This is a genomic window from Streptomyces sindenensis (assembly GCF_014649035.1).
Lineage (GTDB): Bacteria > Actinomycetota > Actinomycetes > Streptomycetales > Streptomycetaceae > Streptomyces > Streptomyces sindenensis.
This window is the reverse complement of record NZ_BMSG01000005.1, coordinates 224,660-244,767: the sequence shown is the minus strand read 5'-3', so window position 1 is coordinate 244,767 and position 20,108 is coordinate 224,660. Positions and strand designations below refer to the sequence as shown.

At 71.5% G+C, this 20,108-nt stretch carries 14 protein-coding genes; 7 read left to right on the top strand and 7 right to left on the bottom strand.

Annotation, left to right across the window (positions count from 1 at the left end):
• Positions 1-100: 100 nt before the first annotated feature.
• Positions 101-511 carry a four-helix bundle copper-binding protein gene (locus IE145_RS09345; RefSeq protein WP_189520448.1) on the bottom strand — a complete coding sequence of 137 codons (411 nt, stop codon included), beginning with the start codon at positions 509-511 and terminating at the stop codon, positions 101-103.
• A gap of 725 nt (positions 512-1,236) precedes the next feature.
• On the opposite strand from IE145_RS09345, the gene IE145_RS09340 reads away from it, so the two are divergent.
• Positions 1,237-2,493, top strand: a complete 1,257-nt coding sequence (locus IE145_RS09340) for a cation:proton antiporter (protein WP_189520447.1) — start codon at positions 1,237-1,239, stop codon at positions 2,491-2,493.
• A gap of 194 nt (positions 2,494-2,687) precedes the next feature.
• Here IE145_RS09340 and IE145_RS09335 read toward each other — a convergent pair whose 3' ends face one another.
• Both IE145_RS09335 and IE145_RS09330 read right to left on the bottom strand, forming a co-directional pair.
• Positions 2,688-3,089 carry an NYN domain-containing protein gene (locus tag IE145_RS09335; RefSeq protein WP_189520446.1) on the bottom strand — a complete coding sequence of 134 codons (402 nt, stop codon included), beginning with the start codon at positions 3,087-3,089 and terminating at the stop codon, positions 2,688-2,690.
• A 39-nt stretch (positions 3,090-3,128) separates the two neighbouring features.
• Entirely contained in the window at positions 3,129-4,208 is a 1,080-nt protein-coding gene (locus IE145_RS09330) for an LCP family protein (RefSeq protein WP_189520445.1), read from the bottom strand.
• A gap of 181 nt (positions 4,209-4,389) precedes the next feature.
• Here IE145_RS09330 and galE point away from each other — a divergent pair, with 181 nt between their 5' ends.
• From galE to IE145_RS09300, 6 genes are all read left to right on the top strand, one after another.
• On the top strand, positions 4,390-5,376 hold the full coding sequence (galE, locus tag IE145_RS09325; RefSeq protein WP_189520444.1) for a UDP-glucose 4-epimerase GalE: 987 nt from the start codon (positions 4,390-4,392) through the stop codon (positions 5,374-5,376).
• Positions 5,377-5,525: 149 nt separating this feature from the next.
• Positions 5,526-6,641: a PLL family lectin gene (locus IE145_RS09320; protein WP_189520443.1), complete on the top strand. Its 1,116-nt coding sequence runs from the start codon at positions 5,526-5,528 to the stop codon at positions 6,639-6,641.
• Between the two features lie 270 nt (positions 6,642-6,911).
• Positions 6,912-8,711 (top strand): stealth family protein, encoded by a 1,800-nt coding sequence (locus IE145_RS09315; RefSeq protein WP_189520442.1) that lies wholly within the window; start codon positions 6,912-6,914, stop codon positions 8,709-8,711.
• A complete protein-coding gene (locus IE145_RS09310; protein WP_189520441.1) occupies positions 8,708-9,664 on the top strand; it encodes a hypothetical protein in 957 nt (318 codons plus the stop codon). The genes IE145_RS09315 and IE145_RS09310 overlap by 4 nt, the downstream gene beginning before the upstream one ends.
• Positions 9,661-12,534, top strand: a complete 2,874-nt coding sequence (locus tag IE145_RS09305) for a stealth family protein (RefSeq protein WP_189520440.1) — start codon at positions 9,661-9,663, stop codon at positions 12,532-12,534. Before IE145_RS09310 ends, IE145_RS09305 begins: the two co-directional genes overlap by 4 nt.
• Before the next feature lie 49 nt (positions 12,535-12,583).
• On the top strand, positions 12,584-13,975 hold the full coding sequence (locus IE145_RS09300; protein ID WP_189520439.1) for a hypothetical protein: 1,392 nt from the start codon (positions 12,584-12,586) through the stop codon (positions 13,973-13,975).
• A gap of 72 nt (positions 13,976-14,047) precedes the next feature.
• Here the strand turns inward: IE145_RS09300 and IE145_RS09295 are convergent, their stop codons facing one another.
• The 4 genes from IE145_RS09295 to IE145_RS09280 form a co-directional block, all read right to left on the bottom strand.
• On the bottom strand, positions 14,048-16,177 hold the full coding sequence (locus IE145_RS09295; protein WP_189520438.1) for a 3-hydroxyacyl-CoA dehydrogenase NAD-binding domain-containing protein: 2,130 nt from the start codon (positions 16,175-16,177) through the stop codon (positions 14,048-14,050).
• A complete protein-coding gene (locus IE145_RS09290; RefSeq protein WP_006128405.1) occupies positions 16,174-17,394 on the bottom strand; it encodes a thiolase family protein in 1,221 nt (406 codons plus the stop codon). The genes IE145_RS09295 and IE145_RS09290 overlap by 4 nt, the downstream gene beginning before the upstream one ends.
• Before the next feature lie 588 nt (positions 17,395-17,982).
• Positions 17,983-19,257: an HRDC domain-containing protein gene (locus tag IE145_RS09285; RefSeq protein WP_189520437.1), complete on the bottom strand. Its 1,275-nt coding sequence runs from the start codon at positions 19,255-19,257 to the stop codon at positions 17,983-17,985.
• 115 nt (positions 19,258-19,372) lie between these two features.
• On the bottom strand, positions 19,373-20,035 hold the full coding sequence (locus IE145_RS09280) for a response regulator transcription factor (RefSeq protein WP_003965521.1): 663 nt from the start codon (positions 20,033-20,035) through the stop codon (positions 19,373-19,375).
• Between the last annotated feature and the right edge of the window lie 73 nt (positions 20,036-20,108).

Sequence of the window (20,108 nt, the reverse complement as noted above, 5' to 3'; positions counted from 1 at the left end):
GCCCCGTGAGAAACGCGGGGCGGGGCGGACGGCGCCGCTCGTGCCGGCCGCCGGTCACGGTTCCCTTGACCGGCACTCTCCGGTATGTGCGCCGACGGCATCAGCCGAGCTTCGCCAGAAGGTTGTCGCACGCCTGCTCACATCGGCGGCACGCTTCCGCGCAGAGCCGGCAGTGCTCATGCGTCTCCGCGTGGCTGTCGCACGCGTCGGCACACGCCTTGCAGATCGCGGCGCACGCCTGGAGTACCGCCCGGGTGACGGTGGCGTCATAGCCGGTACGGCGTGAAAGGACCGCAGCCGTGGCGGCGCAGACGTCGGCGCAGTCCAGGTCCGTGCGGATGCACTGGGTCAGGTCGGCGACCATGTCCTCGGCCAGACAGGCGTCCGCGCACGCCGTGCACGTCTGGGAGCAGTCCACGCACGCTTCGATGCAGGCGGCCAGGGCGTCCCGGTCGAGCCCTCCCAGGTCCGCGGGGTAGGAGTTGAGCATGCTTCGTACCGTTGTGGTCATCGGCCTCACCTTTCCTCGGTGCCGTCCCCGTGCCGCAGCCGGTACCGGCCGGACGACGGGCGTCTGGGACTGACGGGTACCACAGCCCGGGAGGGCACAAACGGACGCTCTGTCCGGCATTCCGCCATCAAAGAGACTCCTGCGGCCATGACGGGCGCGGGAGTGAGCAGCCCGAAGACGCCCGTGGGCGGCCTGACAGGATGTGCGGTCTCGTGCGAATCAGGGAGGCCGTGTGCACAGACCAATGAGAGGGCGGGGCCCGGTCGGTCTGCTCCTGCGGGCAGGCGCCGTGCTGGCTCTGACAGCCGCGGGGGCCGGCCTGGTGGAAGCCGTGATCGCGGACGACGTGCTGTACGCGACGCGGAACGGGGGCGACGCTCTCGCTGCCTCGGTCCTGCGTGGCGTGCACAAAGGCTCGCCGGCGGCCGCCGGGTGCGTCACCCTGGCGGCCCCGCTCCTGCTCACCTGGCGAGGAGCGGCACTCTGCCGGAGCCGGGTACGCGGGTGTCGACCAGGCGTACCCCGGGTCTGACAGCGGTCTCGTCCGGTGCTGCCGCCGAGGCGGGCGGGTCGAGGACGAGCGGATCCGCAGCGGCTGGCACGGGTGGGAGGAGCCCGGGCGGGCAGAGGCACTGGGGTTATGTACTTACGGGCCCCGCAGGGGTGCCCGCCCAACCGGTACCGGTCTCCGGTGCCGGCCGATCGACAGCGGGGAGCGCGTCGCGTTGGTACTCGTCATGGTTTTCGGCGTGGCACTGCTGGTGGCCGTGCTGCTGTCCGGACTGGCCGCCCGGTCGGTGCTGTCCACCTCCCTGCTGTTCCTGCTGGGAGGTGCTGTCGTCAGCGAGGGTTTCCTCGGCCTGATCCACATCACCCCGGACAGTGACATCGTCGGGGTCACCGCCGACCTGGCTCTGTTCGCAGTGCTGTTCACCGACGGCATGCACGTCTCCGTCCCGGCCCTGCGGCGCTCCTGGCGCAACCCCGCACGCGCCCTCGGCCTCGGGATGCCGCTCGCCTTCCTCGGGGTCGCGCTGCTGACGCACTTCCTCGTGGGCCTCGACTGGACCACCTCGTTCCTGGTCGGCGCGGTCCTCGCGCCGACCGACCCGGTCTTCGCCTCCGCCATCGTGGGCCGCAAGGAGGTCCCCGCACGCCTGCGGCAACTGCTCAACATCGAGAGCGGTATCAACGACGGCATCGCCCTGCCGTTCGTCCTCATCCTCATCGCGGCCGCCGCACCCGCGGGCCACGCGGAGGACGTCGGACTGGTCCCGATCGCCGGTGAGCTCCTCCTCGGGCTGCTATTCGGCGTGTCGCTCCCGTTCCTGGTGCACCGCCTGGTCCGCTTCCGGCTGCTGGGTGCCGAACCACGGCTCCAGCCCCTGCTGCCGCTCGCCGTCGGGGTCACCCTGTACGCGGCCTGTCACCTCACCCATGCCAACCCCTACCTGGCGGCGTTCTCCGCGGGCGTGGTGACCGTCGCGCTCGCGCCCGAGGCCAAGGCCGCCTTCGAGCCGCTCGGCGAAGCCCTGGCCGAACTGGCGAAGTTCGCCGCGCTCCTGGTCTTCGGAGCGCTGCTGACCCCGCACCTCTTCGGCGACCTGTCCATCGGCGGTTACGCGGTGGCAGTGCTGTCCATCGTCCTCATCCGCCCGGCCTCGCTGCTGCTGTCCCTGGCCGGAACCGACTTCGACCGCAGAGAGAAACTCACGGCGGCCTGGTTCGGCCCCAAGGGCTTCGCGTCCGTGGTCTACGGATTGCTGGTGCTTCAGGCCGGCATCCCCTCGGGGGAGGAGGCGTTCACGTTGATCGCCGTCACCATCGCGTTCTCCATCATCGCCCACAGCAGCACGGACGTCCCGATCGCCCGCATCTTCGACGTCGAGGAGCTCGTCGGTATCCCCGACGACGACAAGGCGACACCGCGGAGGGACGACAAGGCGACACCGCGGAAGGCGACTTCCCGCGGTACCGACTGACCGGATGAGGGCGCCGGCGAGGGGGGCCGCGGCGGGACAGCGGCCGGGCGCCCGTCGCAGCGGCCGGACGCCCGTCGCAGCGGGCGGCGACCGCCCGGCTCCGCACCGGCCGCGGCCCGCCCTGCCGGTGTCGTCCTTCCTGCGGCCCCGGTGCCCGGCGGAGGCTATCGCCGCGATCTCTGCCGGGGCGCCCTTCAGCGCTCCCGGTCCGAGGAAGGCCGTACCGTACGGGGGCCCACGCACCGGGCCCCGTACGCCTCGACCCGCTGCCGCAGCCCCCGGTCGGCGGTGACGACGACGCACTCCCGGTCCGGGCCGGCGGCGGCCGCCAGTTCGGCGATCAGATCGTCACCGCTGCCGGGGGCCGGTGAGACCCGGACCCCGGCCACGGAGCCGACGCCCCGGGCGGCCCCCTCGACCACGAGCACGATCTCGGCCGGGCCGGGAAGCCCCGGCAGCCCGGCAGCGGCGTACGGGACCAGCCGGTCGCGCAGCCCGACCGCCGCCCCGTGCCGGTCGCGCCACCAGCCGTCGGGCACGGACCCGACCACATTGGCGCCGTCCACGATCACCAGCACCGTTTCGTCCTCGCTCATCCCGGCAGGGTGTCACGGGGAGAGCGGTACGCCGGGCGGTCAGCCCCCGGTGGCGGGGGACTTCTTCGCGTCCTCGGGGATCGTGGTGTCCTCGCGGATCGCCTTCCACAACTGACCGGCCTGCGGCTCGGCGGCGATCACCCGGTTCGGGTCGATCTTGTCGTACGCCACCGGCAGCATGATCGTCTCCATGGAGGCCGGGTCGACGCCGTTCATGGAGCGGGCGAACTCCGCCAGCGAGGTGAGCGAGGCGAGCGAGGAGTCCGTGGTGAGCGACTCGGTGGCGGACTTGGCGATCTTGTACGAGTTCGCCGGACTGCCCAGCAGGTCCTGCGACTTGACCTCGCTCAGCAGGGCCATCAGGAACTGCTGCTGGAGCCCGATACGGCCCAGGTCGCTGCCGTCGCCGATGCCGTGCCGGGTCCGGACGTACGCCAGGGACTCGGTGCCGTTCAGCTTCTGCGGGCCCGCGGTGAGATGCAGCCCCGAGGACTTGTCGTCGATGTCCTGCGGGACGTCGACGGTGACTCCGCCGATGGCGTCGACGAGGTCCTTGAACCCGGAGAAGTTGATCTCCAGATAGTGGTCGACGCGGACGCCGGACATCTTCTCCACCGTCTTCACCACACAGGCCGGACCGACCTGCGCGTAGACGGAGTTGAACATGACGCGTTCCTTGCCCGCCACCGTCGAGCCGTCGTCCTTGACGCACTCGGGCCGGGTCACCAGGGTGTCGCGCGGGATGGAGACGGCGACGGCCTTCGACCGGCCCTCGGGTATGTGCACCACCATCGCGGTGTCGGAGCGCGCGCCGCTGACGGCGCCGCCCCCGCCCAGCTCCTCGTTCTCCGCCCCGGCGCGCGAGTCCGAGCCGAGGACCAGCAGGTTCTGCCCGCTGGTGGGGAGCTTCTCCGGACGGTCCTCACCGAGCGCCTTGTTGATGTCGACGGCCTTGATGTTCCCGTCGAGCTGACTGTAGAGCCAGTAGAGGGTGCCACCGGTGGCGAGCAGCAGGACGAGCAGGACACTGAGCGTGATCTTGAGGCCGCGGCGCCGCTTACGGGGCCTGTCCGGGCGTCGGGAGGCGCGGGGCCCCGGGGTCGTCTCGTCGTTGCTCATCGTGCGTGAGTCCTCACATCTCATGGTCCGCAAGGGCGGGGGAGTACGGGGGACTCGGGTGGGGGGTGTGGCCGGTCCGTGAATGTTCGACTGACCGAGCACTATAGAACAGGAGATCATGGGAGTGCGCGTTCCCCTGACGCGGGCAGGAGCATGACCGTGATCGAACTACTCTTCGCACATGACATGGCTGATCACGGGTGGGGCGGGTTTCATCGGGGCGCATGTGCTCCGCGCGATGCGGGAGGCCGGTGAGCCGGTCGCCGTCTACGACGACCTCTCGACCGGAGACCGCTCACGGGTTCCCGCGGACGTCCCGTTCGTCCAGGGCTCGACTCTCGACGGCGACCGGCTGCGCGGCGCCATGCGGGAGCTGTCCGTGCGCGGCGTGGTCCACCTGGCGGCGAAGAAGCAGGTCGCCGAGTCGGTCGAGCGCCCGCTGTACTACTACCGCGAGAACGTGGAAGGGCTGCGGTCCCTCCTGGACGCGGCCGTGGACAGCGGTGTGGGCGCCTTCCTGTTCTCCTCGTCGGCCGCCGTGTACGGCATGCCCGATGTCGCGTCGGTGACGGAGGACCTCCCCTGCGCCCCGATCAACCCCTACGGCGAGACCAAGCTGGCCGGTGAGTGGATGGTGCGCGCCGCCGGCCGGGCCCACGGCATGGCGACCGCCTCGCTGCGCTACTTCAACGTCGCCGGCGCCGCCACGCCTCAGCTCGCCGACACCGGTGTGTTCAACCTCGTCCCCATGGTCTTCGAGAAGCTGACCGAAGGGGCCGCGCCGGTCGTGTTCGGTGACGACTACGACACCGACGACGGCACCTGCGTACGCGACTTCATCCACGTCGACGACATCGCCTCGGCCCATCTGGCCGCCGCCCGGGCGCTCGTGGACCGCGCGCCGGGGACGGACCTGACCCTCAACATCGGCCGGGGCCGGGGCGTTTCGGTGCGGGAGATGATCGACCTCATCGGCGAGGTGACGGGGTACGGGCCCGCGGCGGCTCCCGTCCCGGCTCCGCGCCGGCCGGGCGACCCGGCCCGGGTCGTCGCCTCGGCGGACCTGATCCTCGATGAGCTCGGCTGGTCGGCCCGGCACGGCCTCCGCACGATGGTGGCCTCGGCATGGGACGGCTGGTGCCTGCGGCACCCGGAGGCGCGCCGCTGACAGGGAGGTGAAGGACGTATGGCAAACTTCTGCGGAGACTTCACGAATAGTCCACGTGTGCGACTCCCGGATCTGCCTGCGGCCGGCCGGGAGGGGCGTCGAGTGGAGACGGTCGGGGGGCCGTGACACGGGAGTGGTGAGGGGCGGGTATGGGGGCGAGGTCCGGTCGTGGCGCCATGAGAGCCAAACACCCCGGGGCTGCCGCATCCGGGGAGGACGTGACACCGCCCCGGCCCGCGGCCACTGAAGGCGTACGGCTCCTGCTCGGCAGGGATCACCGCCTCACCGCGATCGCCCGGACCGCGAACGGCCTGCTCCGATGGGTGCAGCGCAGGCCGGACGGGCCTAACTGGGACGGACCCGAGCTCATCGCCACCCCTCCGCTCACCGGCCTGTCGGTGGCTCAGGGGGCCGACGGATTCGTCCACTTCGCCGGCCGGCGGGTCTCGGGGTCCGGCGGTACGGTCGCCGTCGTCCAGGCCGTGCAGTACCAGACGGGCCGCCCGCTCACCCAGTGGCGCTCCACCGGCAACCCGCACAAGGACCCGGAGCGGGCCCGGTCGGTGACCGACCCCGGGATCGCGGTCAGCGCGGCGGGGCTCGTCCACGTCTTCCTCGTCAGGGCCGGAGGCGGGGTCATGATGCGCCAGGAGGCGGCCAACGGTCAGTGGCGGTCCTGGCACGCGCTCAAGGGGCAGCTCGCTCGGGGCGACCTGGCCGCCGTGGCCACGGCATCCGGCCGGATCGAACTGCTGGTCCCGGACACCAGGGGCCGCGCCATGCGCTGGCGACAGGACGAGGCGGACGGCGAGATGGTGCGCTGCCCCAACATCCCCGTCGCTCCCGGCGCCGGCACGCTGGCCGGCCTGGAGACGGCTGCGGACCGCGTCACCTATTACTGGGCGGACCCCGCGACCGGGGGCGTCCTCGCCCATCGCCCCGGCGAGTGGGTGATCCCGCTCGGCGGGGGGCCGGTCGACGGGCGGATCGCCGCCCTCCGGGTGGCGCTGGACGGCTACGACTGCACCGTTCTGGCGCACCGGACCCCCGAGGGCGACGTGATGCTGGCCGCCTGCGCGACGGAGAACGAGGCCGGCGGTCTCTGGTGGGCGCCGACCGGGGAGCGGTCCGCCGGGCCCCCGGCACTGGCGCGTGACGCGTACGGCCGGGTGGTCATGGCGACCCTCGGCGACGAGGGCGGCCTGCGGATCGCCGTGCAGTCCGGTGAGCCGGGCCTGGTCATGGGGCCGTCCCTCCGCGTCTGAGCCACGGGGCCGCGTGGGACAAGGGGCCCCGTGTGAGTGACGGGGGCGGAGGAGGTCTCCTTTCCCGCCCGTCGCTCATGCTCCCTGTTGCGCGTAGATAACGGATGTGAAGATCCGCCTTTTCCAAATGGACAGCCAGTGGCTGAAGTGTGAAGATCCTCGGGCCGCCATCTGACTCCAGTGATGGCGTCGGCGGTCGGAGCTGCTCGCCAGACGAAGGCGCGGGAGTGGGCCGAGGCCCCGAAGCTGTATGGATGGTGCGGAAGACCTGTGGTGAGCGTCAGTAACCCCGAGACCAGTTCGCTCGTTTCCACCTACCGGTCTCTGGTCCCCGTGCGGGCGCGCCGGCGCATCGTGCGCCGCGTTCCGGTCCCGTTGCGCAACATGGTCATGCATCTGCTGGCCACGTTCGACTCCCTCCGCTCCGCGGTCGTCGTGCGTGTGCTGGGAGGCCGCAGCAACCCCGCCAGACACAGCACGGAAGCCTCCCTGCGTATCGTCAGGATCGACGGCAAACACGTGCGGGCCGTCGTCGTCAGGGGCGCCACGGAGTGGGCGGCGCGGGCGCGGAACCTGCACATGGTCGTCGCCGTCCTGGAGGACGCGGAGATCGACTACTTCGCCGTCCGCGGCACCGGCAAGGACACCCCGTGCGTCGCCGTCTCCGCGCGCCACCGCGCGGACGTCGAGGAAGTGCTCCAGATCGCCTTCGGACGCAACCCCGGCTATGTCCGGGACGTGGCGGGCGGACAGTTGCGTACCGGAGCGTCGGCGAAGACCTGGAACCGGCTCCGCTCCAGCCAGGTGCTCCGGCTCACCTGGAACGTCTGCGACCCGACCGGCAAGCTCGTCTTCGGCCCGGACTCGGGATGCGACCTGGAATTCTGGACGGAGTCGGACGGCGCGCTCGTCGCGCCCAGGCCCAACGCCGTCGTCACCCGGCTGCCGGTCGGCACCGAACTGCGCACGGCGGAGCAGAAGCTGTTCAGCCTGGTGCCCGGCCAGTACCACACCGGCTACACGCGTACGGTCCCCGAGTTCACCGCACGGCTCCCCGGCGACCACGCCTTCCCGATCGACGTCGTCTACACCTGGGTGGACGACGCGGACCCGGTGTGGCGCGCGGGCAAGGACGCGGTGCGCCGCTCCCTGGACCCCGGCCGGGCCGAGGAAATGCACGAACAGGCGGACAACGGCGCCCGGTACACCAGCCGGGACGAACTGCGCTACTCGCTGCGCTCGATCCACCAGTACGCGCCCTGGGTGCGCAACATCTACCTGGTCACCGCGGGGCAGGCGCCCGGCTGGCTGAACACGGACCACCCGGGGCTGCGCGTGGTCGACCACCGCGAGATCTTCTCCGACCCCGGCGCCCTGCCCACGTTCAACTCGCACGCCATCGAGAGCCAGCTGCACCACATAGCCGAGCTGTCGGAGCACTTCCTCTACCTCAACGACGACGTCTTCTTCGGCCGGCCCGTCACACCCGAGCACTTCTTCCACACCAACGGGCTGACGAAGTTCTTCACCTCCAAGGCGCTCATCCCCTCCGGGCAGATCACCCCCGAGGACCTGCCGGTGGACGCGGCGGGAAAGAACAGCCGCGGTCTGATCGCCCAGCAGTTCGGGACGGTCATCTCCCAGAAGATGAAGCACACGCCCCACGCGCTCAGCAGAACGGTTCTCGCCGAGATCGAGCTGACCTACGGGCGGGCCCACTGGGTCACCCAGAACTCCCGGTTCCGCTCGCCCCACGACATCCCCGTCGCCTCCTCCCTGCACCACTACTACGCGTACCACCAGGCACGGGCGACCCTCGGCAACCTGCGGTACGTCTACGTGGACATCGGCGACGCCCTGGCGCAGCGGCGGCTGGACCGGCTGGTGGCCCGCCGGGACTTCGACACCTTCTGTATCAACGACACCGTCGTACCGGAGGACCCGGACGCGCAGGCGCGCATGGTGAAACGGTTCCTCGACGACTACTTCCCCGTACCGAGCCCCTTCGAGCTCCCCGGCGCCGAAGGCGCCCCGACCCGACGTATCGCAGAGCTGGGAGCGGCGGCATGATTCCTCGACGCAGACACCTGGCGGCCGCCCGCCGACGGCTCACCGCCCGCGCCGTCCCGTTGCGGTCGTGGCTCATGCAGCGCCTCTTCCTGCCCCTGCGGTCCGGGCGGGCCGCCCGTCTGCTGTACGCCGCCGTGCTGGACGGGCAGACGGTCAACCTGCACGCGGAACTGCCCCGCTCGGCGCGGCTCCCCGAGGACGCCGGGCTGGTGATCCAGCGCGGCCGGCGGCGGTACGAGAGCCCCGCCCGGGTGTACGAGGAGCGGGACGGCCGTCTGCTCATGGACGCCACCGTCCTGCTGGGCGCCGAGGCCGGAGGCGTACCGCTGTCCGACGGACGCTGGCGGATCGCCCTCACGACCCGCTCGGGGCGCAGGTCCGCGCGGATCCCGCTCCTCCTCGTCGAACCACCGCAGCCCTACGGCGGCCCGACCATGCCCATGGCGGTCTCCCCGGTCAGCGGGCGACGCCACCGCCTCGGCCGCACCGTGACCGGCAACCTCCGGGTCGTCACCTCACAGGCCCGGCCCTCCGCCGAGGTGGTGAAGGTCGACCTCTCCCACACCGGACTCGTCGTCGACTTCCGTGTCGTCGGAACCGGGGCCGACGAGCCCTGGGCGGAGTTCACCGCCACCGGACGCAGGATCCGGCAACCCCTGAGCGAACTGGGCGACGGGATCTGGCGCGTCGTCACCCCCCTGGAGGAGATGACGCCGCGGCGCAGGGCCACCGAACACTGGGACGTCGCCTTCTGCTCGGCCGGCGGACGCCCGATGAGGCTGGGCCGCAGGCTCCACGATGTCCGCAATCCGCAGCGCGTCTTCGCCATGAGCCAGGCCGGCGTCGCCCCCCGAGGGCAGACGCCCCTGCTGGTCCACCCCCGCTACACGCCCGCGGGCAACTTCCGCGTGACGTGCAGTCGTATGCCCGAAGCCGGGCGGAGACTCTCGTGAAGATCACTTTTCTGCTGACCACCGCCGACGCCGTCGGCGGCACGGAACGGGCCGTGTTCAACCAGGCCGCCGAACTCGCCGACCGCCACGACGTACGGGTCCTGAGCGTCTTCAAGAGCAAGCCCGAACTCTTCTTCTCGCCCGACGAACGGGTCCGGGTCGACTACCTCGTCGACATGACCGGCCGGACGCAGCGGCCGGTGCGCCGCACCGATCTCGACGAATCCGTCCACGCGGCCCTCGCCCAGCAGCCGAGCGGCCTGGTCGACCGCGCCTGGGAAGCCGCGTTCAACCGGCTCTCCGACATCGAACTCGGCCTGGCGCTGGAGCGCACCGACACGGACATCCTGATCACCACCACCCCGGCCCTCATGGCGCTCGCCGTGCAGCTCGCCCCGGCCGAGGTCATCACGGTGCACCAGGAGCACCGGGTCTCCGAGCTGCGCGGCACCAGCGGCGAGCCGTTGCTCCGCCACGCGGCCCGGCTGGACGCCCTCGCCGTGCTCAGCGACCGTACGCGGGACTGGTTCGCGGAGACGCTCGGCGCGACCGCACCGCGCATCGAGGTGGTGCCGAACGCGCTCCCCGCGGGGTTCCGGCCGCGCTCCACGCTGGAGACCCGGACAGTGGTGATCGCGGGCCGGCTCGTCGGTGAGAAGCAGCTCGACCAGGCACTCGACGCCTGGGCGCTGCTGGCCCCCCACCACCCCGCCTGGACGCTCAGGATCTTCGGCGACGGGCCGTTGAGCGGTGCCCTGCGACGGCAGATCGCCCAGCTGGGCCTGCAGAGCAGCGTGCAGCTCAACGGGAACTCGCCGCATCTGGCGGAGGAATGGGCCAAGGCGAGCATCGCCCTGATGACGTCGAAGAACGAGGCGTTCCCCCTGGTGCTCATGGAGGCGCAGGCGGCCGGGGTCCCCGTGGTGTCCTACGACTGCCCCAACGGACCGCGCGAGATCGTGCTGGACGGGCAGTCGGGCATCCTCGTACCGCCCGGCGACGTCGAGGCGCTGGCCGGGCGGCTCCACCAGCTGATGTCCGACGGCCCGATGCGGCACCGGATGGGCGCGGCGGCGGCCGATTCCATCACCCGGTTCGCGCCGCCCCTGGTCACCGCGCGGTGGGAGGCGTTCTTCCAGGCCCTGGTCGAGGACCGGGACCACGGCGGCCGGGGCGCGGCGAAGGCGGACCGGCTGGCCCTGCACGCCGCCCACAGCGGCCCGGAAGGCGCCGCGACGGCCGCCACCGCCGCCCCGCCGAGCCAGGTCCGCTCCGGCGCCCACCGCCAGCTGGAGCAGCAGGTCGCCAAGCGGCGGCCCGAACTGGTCAAGGACGGCGGCCAGTTGTGCCGGGTCGTGGACGCTGAGTCGCCGTTCGACATCGTGCAGGCCAACCTGGCGCTCGCCGCCTCCGCGCTGGAGGCCGCGGACATTCCGTATCTCCTGGTCCGCGACACGATGGTGCGGCGGACGGTCGCCGTGCACGCTTCGTTCCGGGAGGCGGTGCTCAAATCGCTGAGCGGGATGTACCAGTACGAAGCCGTCTACACCGCCCTTCTCAACGACCGGCAGAACCCGGTCACCACCACGCTCGCCGGCCTCCTCGGCGACCACCTCGGCCAGCCGTGCTCCGGCGTCCGCGTCTACCGGAACGCCGTGTCGACCTCCCGCACCCTGCGTCTGGGCGCGGTGTACGGCTGCACGATCTCCTTCTGGGACAACGATCCCGAGGAGAGCGACACCCTGGTGGCGCCCACCCGCACCCTGATTGGCGACCGGATCTCGCAGCACTCCCTGGGGCGCGCCTCGACGGTCCTCTCCGGCCGGACCTACCCGACCATCAACGCCTTCGCGCAACCGCTCCACGGCGACGTCGGCTTCCCGGTCGACGCCGTGTACACCTGGGTCGACGGATCCGATGTGCAGTGGCTGGAGCGGAAGAACCAGGTGCTCGCCATGGCGGGACTGGAGACGGTGGACGCCGCCGCCAGCGCCGCCCGCTTCCGCAGCCGTGACGAACTGCGCTACTCGCTCCGCTCCATCGACATGTACGCCCCGTGGATCCGGAACATCTACATCGTCACCGACCGGCAGGTCCCGTCCTGGCTGGACCCCACGCACCACCGGGTCCGCGTGGTCGACCACACGGAGATCTTCGGCGACCAGGGCGCCCTGCCCACGTACAACTCGCACGCGATCGAAAGCCGGCTCCACCACATCGAGGGCCTCTCGGAGCACTTCCTCTATTTCAACGACGATTTCTTCATCGGGCGTACCGTCATGCCGAGCCTGTTCTTCCTCGGCAACGGCCAGGCCAAGCACTTCCCGTCACCCACCGCGGTCCCCATGGTGCCCCCGCTGGCCACCGACGACTTCAACATCAGCGCGGCGAAGAACAACCGGGCGCTGATCGCGGACAGTTTCGGGCAGACCCTCACGCATTCCTTCCTCCACGCGCCCTACGTCCTGCGCAGAAGCGTCATGGAGGATCTGGAACGCGCCTATCCCGAGCAGGTCGCCGCCACCTCGGCGAGCAGGCTGCGCAGCCACGGCGACGTGTCGATCGCCTCCTCGCTCCACCACTACTTCGCCTACCACACCGGCAGAAGCGTCCCCGGAAGCATTTCCTGCGGATTCGTCAACGTGGGCCTGAGCGAGCACCGCACCAGGCTCAGCAGAATCCTGACGAGCCGCCCGAACGACGTCTTCTGTCTGAACGACTTCCACGACGGAGATGTGCCCGAGGAGGAACAGGACGCCATTCTGGCGGCGTTCCTCCCGAGCTATTTCCCCATCGCGAGCCAATTCGAATACGGCTCACCCCGCAATCAGCGGTACCACGCGCGCACCCTGCCCGACTGGCCGCTGTGAGGTCCACAGCCGTCGAGTCGGGAGAGGTGATCGCGAGAGAGGCGAACCCATGAGCAAGATCTGCATAGTCGGGAACTCCGTGGCCGCGCCACGCACGCCGGAGGAAGCCCCTCTCGCGGGCTGGGGACAGTTTCTCGCGGAATTCCTGACGCCGTACCACGAGGTGCGCAACTACGCCCGCGACGCGATGACGCTGCGGACCTACTTCACCGACCGGCTGGCCACCCTGCTGAATCTGCTGGCCCCCGGCGATCTGGTCCTGGTCAACCTCGGCGGGGTCGAACAGCGCATCGACAACCCCCTGCGCTACCACGGGCCGAGGGAGTTCAAGGAGTTCCTCTACCTCTACATCGACGGGATCAGGGCCGAGGGCGCCTTCCCCGTCCTGGTGACCCCCGCCGCCCGGTGCGCCTTCACGGCCGAGGGCGAGGTGGCCGACACCCGGGGCGAGTACCCCGATCTGATGCGTGAGGTGGCCGCCGAGACCGGGACGGCCCTGGTCGACCTGGGAGCGTTCACGACAGGGTGGCTGGCGGAGCTGGGTCCGCAGCGGGCGCGTCACTTCTTCCGCTGGATCGACGCCGGCGAGCACCCCCGTCACCCCGAGGGCATCATCGACTCGTCCCACTTCAACGAGGCGGGAGGCAGGGCCGTGGCCCGGATGGTGGCGATCGCCCTGCACGAGTCCCGCGACCTGCCGCCCGGGCTCGTCGACGTGAACACGCTCGCCACGGCACCCGAATACCCTCCGGTGCTCACCGAATTCACGGTGGAGAAGCCGGAGTTCGCTCTGTACAGCGAGGTGCGCACGGGGGCCGCGCCGGTGGTGGAACGGCCCGCACCGGGGCAGCTGACCGGAGCCATGCAGAAGTTCTCCGGCACGGCCGAGGCCGGGACGAGCTATGTGGTGTTCTTCGAGAACGGCGGCTACCTCGGCGGTACTCGCGTCAACGCCGACGGGCGGTGGCAGTGGCGACGGGTGCTGAACTGGGCCGCGGGCGACCATCTCGTCCAGGTGGTCGGCTACCACCCGCAGGGGGTGACCCCCCTCTCCACGGTGGCCTTCACCGTGCGGGACTCCGTCGAACCGCCCGTGGTCCTCGGCCCCAGGGAGGGAGCGCTGAGCGGTGCGCGCCCCCGCTTCTCGGGGACGGCCGCCGCGGGTGTCACGAAGGTGATGGTGCTCGAAGGCGGCCGGCTGATCGCCTCCGCCCCGGTGGCCGAGGACGGCACCTGGAAGGTGACCCACCCGCACGACTGGAAACCGGGCACCTACACCGTCGAGTTCGTGGCGATCTTCAGCGCCATCCACTCCCGGCCGGCCCGGCTCACCCTGCGGGTGCACGGCGTACCGGAGGGAAACTGGATCCGGCAGTCCGTCAGCGCCCGGGCGGCCTGCTCCGAGGCCTGCGACCACCTCCCGTTCAGCGGGGGCCGCTGACCGCGGCCCCGGAACGCGAACCGGCCCGCACACCCCGAGGGGTGTGCGGGCCGGGCCCGTACCGGCGGGTGCTTACGCCGGGACGCTCGCCACGCCCGGCGCGAGGAACGGCTTGCCGTTCACCCGCTGGGAGACGCCCTCACGGTCCAGGTACGGCGTGATGCCGCCCAGGTGGAAGGGCCAGCCTGCACCGGTGATCAGGCACAGGTCGATGTCCTGGGCCTCGGCGACGACGCCCTCCTCCAGCATCAGGCCGATCTCCTGCGCCACCGCGTCGAGCACGCGGTCGCGGGTCTGCTCCTCGGTCAGGACGGTGTCGCCCTGCTTGAGGAGCGCGGCGACCTCGGGGTCGAGGACCGGCGCGCCGGAGTCGTAGACGTAGAAGCCGCGCTTGCCGGCCTTGACGACCGCGGCCAGGTTCTCGGAGACGGTGAAGCGCTCCGGGAAGGCGCGGTTCAGGGTCTCGGAGACGTGCAGGCCGATGGCCGGGCCGACCAGCTCCAGAAGCACCAGCGGGGACATCGGCAGGCCGAGCGGCTCGACGGCCTTCTCCGCGACCTCGACCGGGGTGCCCTCGTCGATGACGTTCTGGATCTCGCCCATGAAGCGGGTGAGGATGCGGTTGACGACGAACGCCGGGGCGTCCTTCACCAGGACCGCGGTCTTCTTCAGCTTCCGGGCCACACCGAACGCGGTGGCCAGCGAGGCGTCGTCGGTCTGCTCGCCGCGCACGATCTCCAGCAGGGGGAGGACCGCGACCGGGTTGAAGAAGTGGAAGCCGACGACCCGCTCGGGGTTCTTCAGCTTCGACGCCATCTCGGTCACCGACAGCGAGGAGGTGTTGGTGGCGAGGATCGCGTGCGCCGGGGCGACCGCCTCGACCTCCGCGAACACCTGCTGCTTGACGCCGATCTCCTCGAAGACGGCCTCGATGATGAAGTCCGCGTCCGCGAAGCCCTCGGCCTTGTCGAGGACACCGGAGACCAGGCCCTTGAGGCGGTTGGCCTTGTCCTGGTTGATGCGGCCCTTGCCGAGCAGCTTCTCGATCTCGGCGTGGACGTAGCCCACACCCTTGTCGACGCGCTCCTGGTCGATGTCCGTGAGGACGACCGGGACCTCCAGGCGGCGCAGGAAAAGCAGCGCCAGCTGCGAGGCCATCAGACCCGCGCCGACGACGCCGACCTTGGTGACCGGGCGGGCCAGGTTCTTGTCCGGGGCGCCGGCCGGGCGCTTGGCGCGCTTCTGGACCAGGTTGAAGGCGTAGATGCCGCTGCGCAGCTCGCCGCCCATGATCAGGTCCGCGAGGGCCTGGTCCTCGGCGTCGAAGCCGGCGGACAGGTCGCCGTCCTTGGCGGCCGCGATGATGTCCAGCGCGCGGTACGCCGCCGGGGCCGCGCCGTGCACCTTGGAGTCGGCGATGGCCCGGCCGCGGGCGACAGCCGCGTCCCAGGCGTCACCGCGGTCGACCTCGGCTCGCTGGGGCGCGACCGAGCCCTTGAGCACGTTCGCGGTCCACACGAGCGACTGCTCCAGGAAGTCCGCGCCCTCGAAGATCGCGTCCGCGATGCCGAGCTCGAAGACCTGCTTGCCCTTGAGCTGACGGTTCTGGTTCAGCGAGTTCTCGATGATCACCGAGACCGCGCGGTCCGCGCCGATCAGGTTCGGGAGCAGAACGCAGCCGCCCCAGCCGGGGACCAGACCGAGGAAGACCTCGGGCAGCGAGAACGCCGGGAGCGCCTTGGAGACGGTGCGGTAGGTGCAGTGCAGACCGACCTCGACACCGCCGCCCATCGCCGCGCCGTTGTAGTACGCGAAGGTGGGGACGGCGAGGCCGGACAGCCGGCGGAAGACGTCGTGGCCGCCCTTGCCGATCGCCAGCGCGTCCTCGTGACGGCTCAGCAGCTCGACGCCCTTGAGGTCGGCGCCGACCGCGAAGATGAACGGCTTGCCGGTGAGGCCGACACCGGTGATGGTGCCCTCGGCGGCCTCCTTCTCGACCTGGTCGATCGCGGCGTTCAAGTTCGCCAGCGACTGCGGCCCGAAGGTCGTCGGCTTGGTGTGGTCCAGGCCGTTGTCCAGCGTGATGAGCGCGAACCGCCCGGCGCCGAACGGCAGGTCCAGGTGGCGCACGTGCGCCTGCGTGACGACCTCGCCGGGGAACAGCTCGGCCGCACCCTTCAGAAGCTCAGTGGTGGAGCTCACTTGTTGCCTCCGTCGAAATTCGGGTTCTCCCAGATGACCGTGGCGCCCATGCCGAAGCCGACGCACATCGTCGTCAGGCCGTAGCGGACCTCGGGCTGCTCCTCGAACTGCCGGGCCAGCTGCGTCATGAGCCGGACACCGGAGGAGGCGAGCGGGTGGCCGTACGCGATCGCGCCGCCGTACTGGTTGACGCGGGCGTCGTCGTCGGCGATGCCGTAGTGCTCCAGGAAGGCGAGCACCTGCACGGCGAACGCCTCGTTGATCTCGAAGAGACCGATGTCGTCGATGGTCAGACCGGCCTGGGCCAGCGCCTTCTCGGTCGCCGGGATCGGGCCGTACCCCATGACCTCCGGCTCGACGCCCGCGAAGGCGTACGACACCAGGCGCATCTTGACCGGGAGACCCAGCTCGCGGGCGACGTCCTCGGCGGCGAGCAGCGAGGCGGTGGCGCCGTCGTTGAGCCCCGCGGCGTTACCGGCCGTCACCCGGCCGTGGGCGCGGAAGGGGGTCTTGAGGCCCGCCAGCGACTCCATGGTGGTGCCCGGGCGCATCGGCTCGTCGGCGGTGACCAGGCCCCAGCCCGTCTCGCCCGCCTCGGCGTTGGTGCGGCGCACCGAGACCGGTACCAGGTCCTGCTGGATCTTGCCGTTGGCGTACGCCTTGGCGGCCTTCTCCTGCGAGCGCACGGCGTACTCGTCGGCGCGCTGCTTGGTGATCGTGGGGTAGCGGTCGTGCAGGTTCTCCGCCGTCATGCCCATGAACAGGGCGGACTCGTCGACCAGCTTCTCCGACACGAACCGCGGGTTCGGGTCGACGCCCTCACCCATCGGGTGGCGGCCCATGTGCTCGACGCCACCGGCCACGACGACGTCGTACGCGCCGAAGGCGATGGAACCGGCCGTCGAGGTGACGGCGGTCAGCGCGCCCGCGCACATGCGGTCGATCGAGTAGCCGGGGACGGACTGCGGGAGACCGGCCAGGATTCCGGCGGTACGGCCCAGCGTGAGGCCCTGGTCCCCGATCTGCGTGGTCGCGGCGATGGCGACCTCGTCGATCTTCTTGGGGTCCAGGTCCGGGTTGCGGCGCAGCAGCTCCCGGATGGCCTTCACGACGAGGTCGTCGGCGCGGGTCTCGTGGTAGATGCCCTTCGGGCCCGCTTTGCCGAACGGGGTGCGGACGCCGTCGACGAAGACGACGTCCCGGATGGTACGAGGCACGGTGGCTCTCCTCCAGGGTGCGGGATGGCACTGCTGCGGGGGCGCGCCACGGGGACGCACCGCCCGCCATCATGCTACTTGCGGGTAACCAGACTGCCCACCCCCCGGGGCCGGAGCGTCGAAGGTCACACCGCCCCGGTGGCCGGTGCGGGCTTTCCCGGGTGTCTCGACCGTACGTCCGCGTCCCCTCCCCGGGCGTCGAAGCCGTGCTCGCCCGCCGCTTCGGCGCCGGCCGGGGGACCTCGGAGCCGTGCGGGCCGACCGCTTCGGGGTGCCGGAGCCGGGCGCGCGACCACAGGTCCGCGACAGCGTCGGCAACCTGGCGTGAATTCGCTCCTCCGCGACGGCCGTCCGGACCGCCGGCGCGCACTCCGCGTCACCGGCCGCCTCCGCTCCGGTGATCCGTTCGTCCCCGCCGCCGGTCTCACCGGCCCGGAAACGTCGCGGGCCGGGCCGGATCGCGGGGCGCGGCCGGACCGCGGCCCCCGGTTCGGACCGCCCTGTCCGCCGGCGCGCGGCCCGGAGTCGCGGATTCCTGCCGCCCGCGCGGTGATCCCCCTGGCAGCCCCGGGTCTGCTCCGCCCGGGGTCAGCCCGTGGCGTCCAGCGCCCGGACCAGGAGCGGGGCGACCTGCCGGATCTGCCAGTTCCGCGCCCCGTACCCGGCGAGGGCGTCCTCGACGGCGCCCGGCGTCGGGTTCTTCGGCGGCTCCCAGCAGAGGCGGCGCACGGTGTCCGGGGTGATCAGGTTCTCCTGGGGCATGTGCAGGCGCTCGGCCAGCTCGGAGACGGCGGCGCGGGCGGCCGAGAGCCGGGCGGCGGCGGCCGGGTCCTTGTCGGCCCAGGAGCGCGGCGGGGGCGGCCCGGCCGGCTGCTGACCCGGCTGCGGCAGCGCCGACTCCGGCAGCGCCTTGGCCCGGTCCACGGCCGCCTGCCACTGCTCCAGCTGACGGCGGCCCATGCGGTGGCCGAATCCCGGCAGCGCGGTGAGGGCCTGCACATCGACCGGCAGCGCGAGCGCGGCCTCGACGATCGCGGCGTCGCCGAGCACCTTGCCCGGCGAGACGTCGCGGCGCTGGGCGACCTGGTCACGGGTGGTCCACAGCTCCCGGACCACAGCCATCTGACGGCGGCGGCGCACCTTGTGCATGCCCGACGTGCGCCGCCAGGGGTCCTTGCGGGGCGGGGCCGGCGGCGCGGCGGCGATGGCGTCGAACTCCTCGCGGGCCCACTCCAGCTTCCCCTGCCGCTCCAGCTCCTCCTCCAGCGCGTCGCGCAGGTCGATCAGGAGCTCCACATCGAGCGCGGCGTAGCGCAGCCAGGGATCGGGCAGCGGGCGGGTGGACCAGTCGACCGCGGAGTGGCCCTTCTCCAGGGCGTATCCGAGGACGTTCTCCACCATCGCGCCGAGGCCGACGCGCGGGAAGCCCGCGAGCCGTCCGGCCAGCTCGGTGTCGAACAGCGAGGTGGGGGTCATGCCTATGTCCCGCAGGCACGGCAGGTCCTGGGTCGCGGCGTGCAGGATCCACTCGGTGCCGTCCAGCGCGGTGCCGAGGCCGGAGAGGTCGGGGCAGCCGACCGGGTCGACCAGGGCGCTGCCCGCGCCCTCTCGGCGCAGCTGCACCAGGTAGGCGCGCTGGCCGTAGCGATACCCCGAGGCGCGCTCGGCGTCGACGGCCACCGGGCCGGTGCCCCCGGCGAAGGAGGCGATCACCCGGGCGAGGGCGTCGTCGGTCGTCACCACCGGGGGAATGCCCTCGCGTGGCTCCAGCAAGGGGATCGGCGCCGGGGCGACGTCGTCCGGGGGAGCGCCCCCGGTGGTTCGCAGTGAAGTGTCTGCTGCGGTCTCTTGGGCGTCGGTCACGTGCCAAGGGTATCTGTGTATGCGCGGAGCCCGTCGACGGAACGTTCCGTCGACGGGCGGCCATGCGCGTATTCCAGCCGGAGACGCATCGGTGCACGTCCCGGTGGGGGTGAGGTCAGTGGATGATGCCCGTCCGGAGGGCGACGGCGACCATTCCGGCCCGGTCGCCGGTGCCGAGCTTGCGGGCGATGCGGGCGAGGTGGGACTTGACGGTCAGGGCGGAGAGGCCCATCGAGACGCCGATGGCCTTGTTGGACTGGCCCTCGGCGACCAGGCGGAGCACCTCCACCTCGCGCCCGGACAGTTCGCGGTAGCCGCCCGGGTGGCTCGGGGACCCGGGCGGACGGCGGTGCATACGGGCGGCGTTGGCGCCGATGGGGGCGACGCCGGGGCGGGTGGGGTGGCCGATGTTGGTTCGGGTGCCGGTGACGACGTAGCCCTTCACGCCGCCCGCGAGGGCGTTGCGAACGGCGCCGATGTCGTCGGCGGCGGAGAGGGCGAGACCGTTGGGCCAGCCTGCGGCGCGGGTCTCGGACAGCAGGGTCAGCCCGGAACCGTCGGGCAGATGGACGTCGGCAATGCAGATGTCGCGCGGGTTGCCGACGCGGGGACGTGCCTCCGCGATGGACGACGCCTCGATGACGTCACGTACTCCGAGGGCCCACAGATGGCGGGTGACGGTGGAACGGACGCGCGGGTCGGCCACGACGACCATGGCCGTCGGCTTGTTCGGGCGGTAGGCGACCAGGCTTGCGGGCTGCTCAAGGAGAACGGACACCAGGCCTCCTGGGGGGAGTGGCGGGACGGGCCGGCTCGGGGATGAAGCCGGGGGGGAACCGTGCTTGAAGGGT

Coding starts and splice junctions, on each gene's coding strand:
- IE145_RS09335 (WP_189520446.1), bottom strand. CDS start 3,089: ATGAGCGAGGACGAAACGGTGCTGGTGATCGTGGACGGCGCCAATGTG.
- IE145_RS09310 (WP_189520441.1), top strand. CDS start 8,708: ATGATTCCTCGACGCAGACACCTGGCGGCCGCCCGCCGACGGCTCACC.
- galE (WP_189520444.1), top strand. CDS start 4,390: ATGACATGGCTGATCACGGGTGGGGCGGGTTTCATCGGGGCGCATGTG.
- IE145_RS09330 (WP_189520445.1), bottom strand. CDS start 4,208: ATGAGCAACGACGAGACGACCCCGGGGCCCCGCGCCTCCCGACGCCCG.
- IE145_RS09300 (WP_189520439.1), top strand. CDS start 12,584: ATGAGCAAGATCTGCATAGTCGGGAACTCCGTGGCCGCGCCACGCACG.
- IE145_RS09345 (WP_189520448.1), bottom strand. CDS start 511: ATGACCACAACGGTACGAAGCATGCTCAACTCCTACCCCGCGGACCTG.
- IE145_RS09320 (WP_189520443.1), top strand. CDS start 5,526: ATGGGGGCGAGGTCCGGTCGTGGCGCCATGAGAGCCAAACACCCCGGG.